The 11295-nt window shown below is 43.9% G+C and carries 13 protein-coding genes and 1 riboswitch; of the genes, 8 read left to right on the top strand and 5 right to left on the bottom strand.

Annotated elements, in window-relative coordinates:
• The first annotated feature begins 70 nt into the window (after positions 1 to 70).
• The 6 genes from IC571_RS06735 (at position 71) to IC571_RS06710 (ending at position 7070) form a co-directional block, all read left to right on the top strand.
• Complete coding sequence (locus IC571_RS06735) at positions 71 to 2329, top strand: AAA family ATPase (RefSeq protein WP_215315563.1); 2259 nt, start codon at positions 71 to 73, stop codon at positions 2327 to 2329.
• A 25-nt stretch (positions 2330 to 2354) separates the two neighbouring features.
• Entirely contained in the window at positions 2355 to 3032 is a 678-nt protein-coding gene (locus IC571_RS06730) for a tetratricopeptide repeat protein (RefSeq protein ID WP_215315562.1), read from the top strand.
• A gap of 84 nt (positions 3033 to 3116) precedes the next feature.
• A complete protein-coding gene (locus IC571_RS06725; protein WP_215315561.1) occupies positions 3117 to 3647 on the top strand; it encodes a hypothetical protein in 531 nt (176 codons plus the stop codon).
• A gap of 19 nt (positions 3648 to 3666) precedes the next feature.
• Positions 3667 to 4053 carry a hypothetical protein gene (locus tag IC571_RS06720; protein ID WP_215315560.1) on the top strand — a complete coding sequence of 129 codons (387 nt, stop codon included), beginning with the start codon at positions 3667 to 3669 and terminating at the stop codon, positions 4051 to 4053.
• Between the two features lie 42 nt (positions 4054 to 4095).
• On the top strand, positions 4096 to 5640 hold the full coding sequence (locus tag IC571_RS06715; protein ID WP_215315559.1) for a DUF2779 domain-containing protein: 1545 nt from the start codon (positions 4096 to 4098) through the stop codon (positions 5638 to 5640).
• Between the two features lie 140 nt (positions 5641 to 5780).
• Positions 5781 to 7070: a hypothetical protein gene (locus IC571_RS06710; protein ID WP_215315558.1), complete on the top strand. Its 1290-nt coding sequence runs from the start codon at positions 5781 to 5783 to the stop codon at positions 7068 to 7070.
• Between the two features lie 51 nt (positions 7071 to 7121).
• Here the strand turns inward: IC571_RS06710 and IC571_RS06705 are convergent, their stop codons facing one another.
• The gene (locus tag IC571_RS06705; RefSeq protein ID WP_215315557.1) at positions 7122 to 7298 is read right to left on the bottom strand and encodes a hypothetical protein; all 177 of its coding nucleotides are present in this window, start codon (positions 7296 to 7298) and stop codon (positions 7122 to 7124) included.
• A 126-nt stretch (positions 7299 to 7424) separates the two neighbouring features.
• Here IC571_RS06705 and IC571_RS06700 point away from each other — a divergent pair, with 126 nt between their 5' ends.
• Positions 7425 to 8288: a hypothetical protein gene (locus IC571_RS06700; RefSeq protein WP_215315556.1), complete on the top strand. Its 864-nt coding sequence runs from the start codon at positions 7425 to 7427 to the stop codon at positions 8286 to 8288.
• A gap of 45 nt (positions 8289 to 8333) precedes the next feature.
• Positions 8334 to 8436, top strand: a riboswitch (SAM-I-IV-variant riboswitch).
• Between the two features lie 143 nt (positions 8437 to 8579).
• Here the strand turns inward: IC571_RS06700 and IC571_RS06695 are convergent.
• Complete coding sequence (locus IC571_RS06695) at positions 8580 to 9089, bottom strand: hypothetical protein (protein WP_215315555.1); 510 nt, start codon at positions 9087 to 9089, stop codon at positions 8580 to 8582.
• Positions 9090 to 9091: 2 nt separating this feature from the next.
• On the bottom strand, positions 9092 to 10060 hold the full coding sequence (locus IC571_RS06690; RefSeq protein ID WP_215315554.1) for a YafY family protein: 969 nt from the start codon (positions 10058 to 10060) through the stop codon (positions 9092 to 9094).
• A 308-nt stretch (positions 10061 to 10368) separates the two neighbouring features.
• On the opposite strand from IC571_RS06690, the gene IC571_RS06685 reads away from it, so the two are divergent.
• Positions 10369 to 10731, top strand: coding sequence for a hypothetical protein (locus IC571_RS06685; RefSeq protein WP_215315553.1), 363 nt, complete (start codon positions 10369 to 10371; stop codon positions 10729 to 10731).
• A gap of 15 nt (positions 10732 to 10746) precedes the next feature.
• On the opposite strand, the gene IC571_RS06680 is transcribed toward IC571_RS06685, so the two are convergent.
• Positions 10747 to 10947, bottom strand: coding sequence for a hypothetical protein (locus IC571_RS06680; RefSeq protein ID WP_215315552.1), 201 nt, complete (start codon positions 10945 to 10947; stop codon positions 10747 to 10749).
• Positions 10944 to 11258 (bottom strand): hypothetical protein, encoded by a 315-nt coding sequence (locus tag IC571_RS06675; protein WP_215315551.1) that lies wholly within the window; start codon positions 11256 to 11258, stop codon positions 10944 to 10946. The genes IC571_RS06680 and IC571_RS06675 overlap by 4 nt, the downstream gene beginning before the upstream one ends.
• Positions 11259 to 11295: the final 37 nt, after the last annotated feature.

The raw sequence follows: 11295 nt of genomic DNA, 5'->3' as shown, positions 1-11295 counted from the left end.
ATAAGTCTCTGTGGTATTGCTATCAAAGCGCCGCAAGGGTTCGGATTGAATTGCATATGAAGGGGTGAATATGTCTGAGGCTACTTGGTTTGTTGATGAAGCAATTGCAACGCCACAAAAAGAACTTAATTCCCCTGGGCTCAAACACAAGCTAAGCAAGCAACAGGAGGAGCTTGAAAAGGCGCTCAGAGCACGCTATTTATCGGTCGATATGATTTCAGGACTAGAGCTTGATGATCTCATTGATCCAAGCATGCCCTATGCCAAATGGCTCAGGGTAATCATACTCAGAGTCTTAGTGCACACCAGCGCTTTGAATGAGCTCAAGAATTGTTACACATTTGGCACAACGAAGTTATATGCATTTTTGGGTTTTAAGAATTTTGAGGAGTTTGCCAAAAAGCGCGATTTAATTACGTTACGAGAAGATTTGCTGACCATCTTGCATGATTGGGAAATGGATCTGCATGATGGGGAAGGGCACTCTCATTTTCCGCAACCATTGAATGAAAATTTATCCGCTTTATGTCAGCTCGCCTGCTTAGATGAGGTGCAAGCTCAGATTCTGGGTTTTGCCATTTTGCTGCATACTGAAGGCGTGCTGCAAGAAGGTGCAGAGATGATGGGGCAGAGTATTTCTGCTTTTTCAATTCCCAAGATTTTTGCGGCGACCTTAGGTTTGAAAGTTTCGGTTGTTGAGGCGGCATTAGATGATCATTCACATTTGATGCGCTCAGGGTTGCTGTCTCTTGATCATCGCGGCGAGGGCGATTTACGTTCTCGTGTTGATCTTTTGAATTGGACATTTGCTAAGTGCGCAGTCATTAAGCAGCACGATGTACGTGATTTACTTAAAGCTTATATTCGCCCTGTTTCTAGCTCAAACTTGACCATAAAAGATTACGGACATATTGCCCAACGTGTAGGCATTTTGAAGACATATCTAGCGCACGCAATCGCTACTCAAAAGCCTGGCGTGAATATCCTCATTTATGGTGGGGCAGGTCTTGGTAAATCTGAATTAGCAAAATTACTTGCCAAAGAGATCAATTGCGATCTCATGGAGGTGGTGGCAACCAATCTTTCCGGCAATCCTGTTACGCCAATGCGCCGAATTCGTAGCTATCGTCTTGCGCAATCACTGTTTCAGCAGGGCAATATGATGGTGTTATTCGATGAGTGCGAAGAGGTGCTCAGCGGTGAGGGTATGCAAACGTCTGATGTTGATCCTTCGTTAGCGCAAAAGTCTTGGGTCAATATGATGCTCGAGGAAAACGCAAGCCCAGCCATTTGGATTTGCAATTCAATTGAGAAGTTTGAAGAGAGTTACATTCGCCGCTTTGATATGGTGTTTGAAATGCCTATGCCAGATGAGCATAAGCGCCGTGACATGCTTATGAATTTGTGTGGTCAAGACATTGATCAAAAACTTATTACGCAAATTGCTAAAAATAAAAACACATCACCTGCTTTAGTTGCAAAGACGGCCCAGGTGGTAAAGGCAATTGCCACCACCCAATCCCTTGATCAGCGTAATGATCTAGCTCTGATGCTAGTCAATGACAAATTAACTGCCCAAGGGGTCATGAAGGTGCAGTCAGTCAGCATGGGAGCAATGGAATTGGATTTTGAGCCAAGCATGGTTAATTCGCCGGTGTGTTTAAGTTCGCTTTGTGCTGGGGTGCAAAAAACACGTGAAGCGCGCATGCTTCTTTACGGGCCTCCAGGCACGGGCAAAACCCGTTTTGGAAAATGGTTGGCTGATAGCTTGGCCATTCCCCATATGGTCATTAAGCCTTCTGATTTGTTGGGCTCTTATGTGGGCGAGAGTGAGCGCCAGATTGCAAAGGCCTTTGCCATGGCGACGCGAGAAAATGCCGTATTGCAATTTGACGAATGCGACACCTTTTTGATGGATCGTCGTCAAGCCAAGCAGAACTGGGAATCGAGCATTACAGCTACGATGCTCTTGGAGATGGAATCGTATCAGGGTATTTTTATTGCCAGTACTAATTTGATGGAGGGTATTGATGACGCTGCTATGCGCCGTTTTGATATGTCCATTAAGTTTGATTTTATGCAAGCAGATAAAGCATGGGAGATGTTTCAATTAACTTGTCAAAAGTTAGGTTTGGGCTGGCAAGATCCACATATCCGTGAGCAGTTTTCGCAAGTTTCTTACCTAACACCAGGTGATTTTGAGCAAGCCTGTCGCCAAGCACGCTTTTTGCCACTCACTAGTGCGCAGGCACTGCTCCAGGCTTTAGTAAGCGCAGTGGCGGTGAAAAAGTGCGCTGCCTCTTCACGTCAAATTGGTTTTTTGGGGTAGTGGTCCCAGACTGGGAGTCAATCTGATGAATAAGTGGGTCGCTATAGGCTTGCTAGTGTTCGTGCTAGGGTATTGCTCGCGCTCACCTCGGCCGGTAGATAAGGCTAGCTTGCAAGCAGAGCAGCGTCTTGAAGATGGTGAATGTGACGCAGTCTGTATACAGGCAAAGGCTTTACAGGCAGAAGATGACGGAGATCTTGAGATGGCATTGACTCTGAATCAAGAATTGGCGCAGCTAGACTCCGGTAATCCCGCAGTAGAAAATACGGTTGCTGGTTTACACGGTGCCTTGAGCCGCTACGATGAGGAGATTTCCTGGGCCAAAAGAGCGCTGCAGTCTAATCCGCGCTATGAGCAAGCCTATATTAATTGGGGCAATGCTTTGCTTGCGCAAAAGCAGTATGCCAAGGCTAAGGAGCGTTTTTCGCAAGCCTTAGTGATTAATCCCCAATCAGCCATAGCTCATTACCATCTCGGCTTAACACTTGATTGGGAGGGGCAGCTCGAGCAGGCCTTAGTCTTTTACCAAAAAGCCTTAAGTCTAGACTCTCGCTTTGAGGATGCCTACTACAATGCGGCAACCGTGTTGGCTAACTTGCGTCGTTACCCTGAGGCAAGGCGGTATTTGCAACAGCTGCTAGATCTCAACCCTCAAGATGCCCAAGCTCGGGCTTTGCTGCAAGAGCTTGGGGCGATCCGGTAAAGATTTTTGCCACTGGCGAATTTGACGATAAAAATCATCGTTTTCAAGTTGCATACTAACTTCCTATTCATTACGGGAGGCAGCATGAAAAATCGCAAATTTAACTTTGTTCAAATTTTAGAAAATGCTCGTCAAGGCTTGTATACCAAGGCGCAGATTAAGAAATTTATAAAAGCGGCCAATGAGTTTGGCATGAGCTCAGTAGTGCGTGATCTTTCCTTGCATCTCATGCCCATCACAGAGTTTGCTGGAGATAGTGCGCCTGAAGCCATTAAAGAGCGCGTTGCTAAGGGGGTGAGCTATTTAAATGCCCAGGGTCACTCACTCTCACGCACCAAACAAATGCTCAAGCGCCATGGAATTATTGAATCGATTAATCGCGTTGGCGCGCAACCTGGCATTAGTAAAAACTTGGAAGTGCTTGTTAAAGCAGGATTGTTGCAATACTCGGCTGAATCCATTGTGATCGATTATCCGCAGTTGTTTTCGCAGCGTGTAGTCGATATTGCAAAAGTCAAGTTGCAAAAAATCTCCGATCCAACCTATCAAAAAGTCAAATCGATATTGCACGGCTTGGTGCAAGAGTGCGAAATCGGTCTAGTTGAGTCTTACTAATTGCAAAAGGAGGGTGATCATGACTTTTCTTTACTTTTCTCGCAATATTGTCAATATTATTTTGCTTGGTATGGTATTGGTGTTGACAATGACAATCGGCGTAGCAAGTGCATCTAGCGCTTCTAATGCCTTTATGGATAACTCGGATGTGCCATTTGATGCAACGGCTGCGAAAGTGGATAAAACAACCATCACTTGGCGTAAAGTAGACAATCTTCAGGCTGAATGCGAAAAGGAAAGTAAACGCCGCGGTTTAGGTGGATTTGGCTATGGTGTAGAGGCTTGTGCTTTCTGGGATAAATCTTTTGGTGCCAATCAGTGCACCATTATCACTAAAAAGCGCACGACGCCTCGCGTTGCAATGCATGAAGTTGGGCATTGCTTCTATTTTTCATATCATAACTAAAGCAAGTAGTTGCACTAATAATCTAAGGACTTTAAGAATCCAATGCTCTCTAAATCTAAAATCGTCGCAGGTTTACAGTGCCAGACCAAATTGTGGCTAGGCGCTCATGCAAAGCACCTTGCTAAGGTGGGTGCCCAACAGCAATTGGTAATGGCCCGCGGTGAAGAATTTGGCGTTATTGCTCGAGATCAATTTCCAGGCGGTCGTCTTATTCGTGTGCTAGATGCCAACGGCAAAGTAGATGTACAAGGGGCCTTGCGTCAGACCCAAGACATATTGGATGAGTTTGCCGGCGGCAGCCCTCGAGTGCCGCTATATGAAGCTACCTTTTTACGCGATGACACCATTGTCATGGTTGATATTTTGTTGCCATCAGACAATGGTGCATGGAACATTGTTGAAGTGAAAAGTGGCAAAGCGAAGAATGGGGAGCAATTTAACGAGCGTTATGTGATGGACGCCGCCATTCAGACTTACATAGCAAGCGCCACGATCTGTATTCAATCAACTTCTTTGGGTTACCCCAATATCCAATTTATATATACCCAGTCCGGGAACTACCAAGGCTTACTCAAAGTAGAGGATGTCAGCACACAAATTGCTGAGCACCTAGTGAACATGCCTCAGACGATTGCGCAAATGAAGCAAGTGGTTTTAGCTAGCGAGGCGCCACCCAGCCAAATTGGGACTGTTTGCAAAGGTTGTGAATTTATTGAGCATTGCTCAGGCGCCACATTAGCTCCTGATGAGTCGATTCGTGTGCCGGTTTGGTATTTAGGCAGTAGTCCTGATGTGGCGATTGTGCAAGAACTCATGAAAGAGCATCGCGATTTAGCGACAGTGCCCCCTGAAAAACTCACCAAGCCGATTCATCAGCAAATGCGACAGATTGCAAAGACAGGGCAGCACTATATTGACCAGAAATTAATTGATTACTTAGAGCATCAGCCCTGGCCACGCTATTTTTTAGATTATGAGTACTTAGGTAAGCCCGTTCCGCTATGGCTACAAACGCAGGTCAACGAACAAGTGCCATTTCAGTTTTCGTTGCGCAAATGGAATGGACCAAATGACGTTGCTATTCAGCATACGGAATATATTGCCGATTCATTAAGTGATCCGCGCCAAGAATTGATTGCTAAGCTGTTAGATGCCTTTGATGAGGATGGCCCTATTTATACTTGGCATGGCAACTCGGTGGAAGGGCCGATGACTTTCAAACTTGCTCAGATGGCAACAGCTGAGCAGGCCACAAAATTAGAGAGTATTGCAAAGCGTTGCAAAGAACATGATTTATTAAAAGTATTTCAACAGTACTTTTATACCCTAGGAATGCATGGCTGGAGTATCAAAGAGATTGCGCGCTGTTTATTGCCAAGCAATCCCTATGAAACGCTATCAACTGCCAATGGGGTACAGGCAATGATGGGCTATGAGGACTTTTTGTTGATGCCACCATCACCTGAGCGCGATAAGCTAAAGGAAAATTTATTGGCCTATTGCAAGGTCGATACCCAAGTCATGATTGATATTTGGCAGGCGGTGTTAAGTCTAGGTGCTCATGATCATTTTGATTCGGTTGATTAGCATTCAGTTGTAAGATGTCATGAAATGAAACAATTTATAAAAGTGCTTACTAAGAAATTATAGGAATGCTTATGCACACCTTCTATCTGATATTTATTCCAGGAACCAAATTTGCAAAAGTAGTTTCTCGTTTGCAAGATTTGCCATCCAATCAATATTCTTCTGTGATGTTCATGGTGCGCGATGAGAGCCCTGAGCGCGGGTTGGCAGTAATAAAAGCGATTGAGGATCTGCATAATATCTGGATAGTGGGGTCAGATGCCGAATATGATATTCAGTACACAATGGGCTCTATAGGCAACTATATTCGCCCCCATCTTAATTGGCGCTCGGATTTGCAAGAACCATTGCTTGAGGATGAGAATGGCACATTAGTTAATGCTGATAGCGTTGACCATTCTTATGTGTACTCATATGCTGCGCCAGTAAATTATTCAGAATGGCTCGGCAATTGTGACCCTATGAGCCATGGTTATCACACTCCGAAAAGCAGTGAATTCAAATCTTTCTATATAGGATGTGGCACAGGTGCTCGCTGGCTTGCTCATATTCCAGAAGCTATGCAGCATGTTTCGCTTCAAAATGTACCGCCTGGATCTCATATTGAATATGGAAAGATTTTAAAAATCTATGAGCATTTAACAAAAACAGCAGAGCACGCTTGTCAAGAGCTGGTCAGAAAGGTTGCCATTTTTACTGGCGCTTATGCAAAAGAAAAAAGTTTTGCTGCCGAGCATTTTCTAATTAACTACTATGGGATTTATCAGCTAAAAAATCTTACGAGCGGGAATATGAGTTGTGAGGGGATGCAGTTTATTGCTAGGCCAAAGCATTGCATGGGTGGTCTTCAGTGGCTAGAAGTGGTTACTGAATTTGCGGAAGATGGGCTAAATGCTTGGACTCAGACCCGGGCAAATCATTTGAGCGCATTTGCTTTGAATCAAGAATTTCCTTCTTTTTTAACTGATGACGATGAAATTCATCCAAGTCTATCGGTGTATCGTGTTAATACCACCGCGGCTTTTACGACCGATGGGACGGATGTCTTTAGTCAGATGCAGATTCGTGATGAATACGGCGCACTTTTGGTTATGTTGGACTTAAAAGTGAGTGATGTCAGCCCAAGTTGCGTAATTAACTTACGGCCAGCGCCTAACAGAAAAGCTGAATTTGTAAAATTAATAGCAGACACGTTTTTTGAAGGCGATATAGCTGAAGCTTCCTCAAGAGTGAAAAATCAGTCACATGATCCATTCTTTAAACCGTGTGCCGCCAATTCAGATGGCAGAAGAGATGTTTGGTTTGACTTTACGGATGTTGATCAGGCCATTTATCAAATCGTGGATTGCCCGTGGTTAGGGCATGGGCCTTTATGGGGTAATGCAAGCTTAAGAGATGTATTGCATGCCATCGTCAATAAATTTCTGTAGGCCTGATTTAGCATCACTCCGTACTAACAGAGTGATGCTAACAATGGCTGCTTAGGAGGCCTTAAGGACTTTAAGGTTTTTATGTTGGGTTGCGGAGCTAGGATTCTGAATCCAGTTATGCACAACGGTATTTAAAGCTGCGAAGTTGTAGCGATGCGCCTTTAGATGGATGATTTTTTGCTGAGCAAGGTCAAAAGCAGTGTTTAATTCACGAGGTGTTTTTTTCATGATTGCTCCTTTGTGTGGTGGAGTATTTATTATGCATATTGAAACGATGATTTTTATCGTCTATTGATGCCAGTCTGTAGTTCTAAGATCTAGTCCCATGGGCGCGAATATGAAAGGGTTATGTAAATGGCAATTGACCTCAATGCAGCAGTTCAAAAATTATGCGCCGTGCGCGCTAAGGTGAGGGAAGAGTCGCCTAGCACTTGGGCAGAGCTTGAAGTTTTATGCGCCAATATTCCGGCAACTATTGGAAAAGCGCAAATCTGGCAAATGGGTAAAGATAAGCCTTGCTGGTCTAACATCAAAGTTTCTGCAGGCGAACGAATTGTCTCTGATTTGCAACTTAGCGTAGATTTTCAATCATCTGCGGCAATTGCCAGCGCATCATGGCTAATGGTTCGCAACCCTCAGTTGGGTCGAAGTTCTTCTGCCTTTGCTTTAGAAGGGGATTCGGTCAGGGCATATATTGCAGGATTGCAACCTGGCGGTCTTAAAAGTTATGTGTGGCGCTTGTATGCTATTCGAGAATTAGCCAAGGGGCTTGAGAATAATGCCAACCCTAAATTAACCGCTTTAATTCAAGAGTTGCTAACGAAGCAGTCATTTACAGGCTCTGAAATAGAGCGCTGGACCAAAAATTTTGCTAAACAGGTAGGGTACGGATGGGGTTACATTACGGTCAATCATATGCTCACTGACTTGGGGGTATCTATTAAGCCCGATGTATGGGTGCGTCGTAGCGCGGCACGTCTTGGTTTTATTGAAGGCATTCCATCCAATAGCTCATTTGAACAAATTGATGCATTATCAGAAAAAGTGGATTTTCAAATTATCAATATTGCATTAGATGCCGCGACTTTAATGGAGCCACTAGTTGCGGTGCAGACAGAAGATCCAAAATTAAAAAAGCGATTGGCACTTCGTGAAATTGATTTATGTCTAATGCGCTGGGGAAAGTTAGGCTTTCTTAATGATGGGCTTGACCTCTAGTCGATCAACTTGATTGACAATATCAAGTCAAAGTCTTTATAACTAACGCTACATCAAGAGATGGCTTTGTCGCCACAGCAACCTGCTAACGCTAGCAAGGTGCTCAAAAAGTGAGACTCCTGTAAAGGGGTAATCCCAAGCGACAAACCCACCATTTTGACCTTTTCATGGCGCACCCCTCCTTGGGGATAATATCGCCGATTTTTTCTAGTTTAGGGTGTCCAATTTATTGGGAGGAGGTCATTTATTGATTTCGCATATAGTTGGAGTTGTTTTAACTAGTCTCCTTGCTTAGTAGATTCCATAAAAGCTGTTGATGTCAAAATAGAACTCCCTTTTGAATCGATAAGCCACAGAATCTCGATAAGCATCTAATTCATCCATCTTTTCAATCGCGCCACTTTTTTGAATTTCTTCAAACCGACTAGTGAGCTCATTCCATATTGCTTCTGAAAAGCCGACTATGTTGAATGTCAATATATCGTAGTGTCGTTCATCATGAGTAGTTAGCTTTTGTTTTTCGGGTTCCCAGCGAATTCCATGAAATTGCTCATCTGGATGGCGAAAAATAATCATTTCTTCATAAATTCGTTTTTCAGCAAATATGTATTCAATTTCTACGCCATCAAAAGGGATGCTCGAATCTGCCGAAGGGTCATCTTTATCGATGATGCATGCTGTAGAAAAATCGTATCCCCAGCCACCAGAAATCGGAAGGTCTAGATCAAAATCATCCAAAATAATTTGTCTTGGTGATTCTTGAGTATTAAGTGGCGACGGGTCGCTGAGTTTTCTTTCCATAATTAATATTTATCCAATGATTTAGTAAGTTCATCTTTGATTCGCTTTTTAAGGGTAGCCGGTCCGAGTACTTCAACTCCCGAGCCATGCTTCAGAATATCCATCACTAATTCGGGATCTTGGTTGAAGTCAAACTCTAGAATGTAATAGCCTTCTTTATCAAATGAGCCGACTTGTTGCCCATGCCAGTGCTCGCCAGCTACCCAACGCGCATGTTCAGGAGTAAAGCGCAGTTTTGCTCTTTGCGTGGCCTTGCCAGAGAAGATGCCGTAGCTCTCGGCAAAATGTTCATGACAATCTTTATCAGAAACCTCTTGAGCCTTTGCATTAGTCAGGACCGCACTCCGAATGCCATCGACCGCAAAGCTACGTAAATCATTGCGTAGGTGGCAATAGGCATCCAGGTACCAGTTCTCCCGATAGAAGATCAGTCTTTGTGGAGAAATCTCACGCTCAGTCTCTTCGCCTTTACCTTTGGCAAAGTACTTAATGACCAAGCGGTTACGTTTAAGAAGGGCGGCACCTATCTCGGAGAAGTTCTCAATCGAGTTTTTACGAGAACCCATGCCCAACACTTTGATACGTTTACGCAATTCTTTGGCAGAGGTTTCGCTTTGACCCAGAATGCCATCAATGATGGCGGTGAGTGGTTCAATATGTGGACCAATCAAACCGCTTTGATCGAGTGATGATAGTAGGTGTTGCATTAAGACTAGTGCAGTCGCTTCCTTTTCAGAGAACCACAAACCAGGCATCTCAATTTTGTCGATTTCATCTGGGAACTCAAACTTGTAACCATTTAAGAAGCGGTCATACACAATTGAAGCCTTAAGGCGGCTGCGTAAGTATTCAAGATCGCGCTTGAAGGTGGCTTTAGAGATCTCGAGCTCATCCAAAAAGTCATCAATCGGCACGCACTTGCGTTGCTGAATCATGTACTTAATGCGGTGCAGACGTTCCATATCGCTCATAAAGGCTCCAAATGGTTAAAAAACAGCATATTTATTGTTTTTATAACTTTATTCAGTTTAAGGCTCATTTGATGAGCTAGCAAGTCTTTAGTCTTGAAATAGGTAAACCACTAGGCAGAGGCCAAAATGATCAAATTTATCGGTATTTTCTTTATGTTCATCAGCTGGGTAACTTTGGAGCGTGGATTTAGCTTCGGCCTAGCCTTCTTATTCTTGTTAGGGCTATTTCTGGTCTGCAGCCAAGGTATCTTTGCTCATCTGATGTTTGTGCAAAGAGAAAAGGTTAGAGCGCAATATCGGAGAAGAAGATGAGCGAAGGATTATCTAAACTCAATTGCTCAGTCGGTGATCTGGCTATTACTGTGGATTGCCGCATTCCAGCAAATCTGGGAAACATCGTGCGCATTATTTCTGCGGAAGGGTTTGGCGAATGGGAAGGACACGACCAGCCCTTGTATACCTGGAATGTCGAAGTCGCAACTACGGGCGGCGTACTCTTTTACAAAGACGACAATGGTATTGGAGCCTATACAGCAGGACCAGCTCCAGATAAGTATTTACGCAGACTCACGCCACCTCAAGGATATTTGCTTGATGAGTTCGCTGACTCAGAGCAACTGCAAATGGATCTATTAAATGTAGAGTGCGGCGAAATTAAAGAAAAGCTCTAAAAATTATTTCTCTAATTACAGCTCTTCCTCAACTTCTTTTTCAAGTACCAGAAAGTTGCGCTGTATGGCATTCCAGTCGCTGTCATGTGACCATAGTTTCTGAATGCCTACCAATCGAAAGCCTCTAGGGCCACGGTCATTGAGGATTTCATAAATGGAGTCGCTATCCGTTTCAACGGGCTCCATCTTCACGAGTTCGTATTCATAGGTTTTCATTGTTTAGCGGGGGTGTACCCGATCCGGTTGCCGTTGTTGTCGTATACATTGGTGACACCAGTTGATGACTGGGTCTCATAGCCAATACGATTGCCTCGGTTGTCATAGACACCATTGGTGGCATTCCAGTTATTAGCGTTGTTATTCCAATTGTTTGGACTGTTCTGCCAGTTGTTTGGTGAGTTCTCGTAATTGTTAATGGAGTTATTCCAGTTATTTGGCGAGTTCTGCCAATTATTAGCTTGTGCATTTGCGCTACGTACTAATAAAACAGCTTGAACAATGAGAAAGAGGGTGATGAGGTATTTCATGGATGCCTCCCATGTAGGTTTTAGGGTTTATTAAAGA

Source organism: Polynucleobacter sp. MWH-UH2A (assembly GCF_018687195.1).
In the GTDB taxonomy this organism is placed as follows: domain Bacteria; phylum Pseudomonadota; class Gammaproteobacteria; order Burkholderiales; family Burkholderiaceae; genus Polynucleobacter.
Note: the sequence above shows the minus strand (reverse complement) of the source record. Positions and strands in the feature narration are given on the sequence as shown.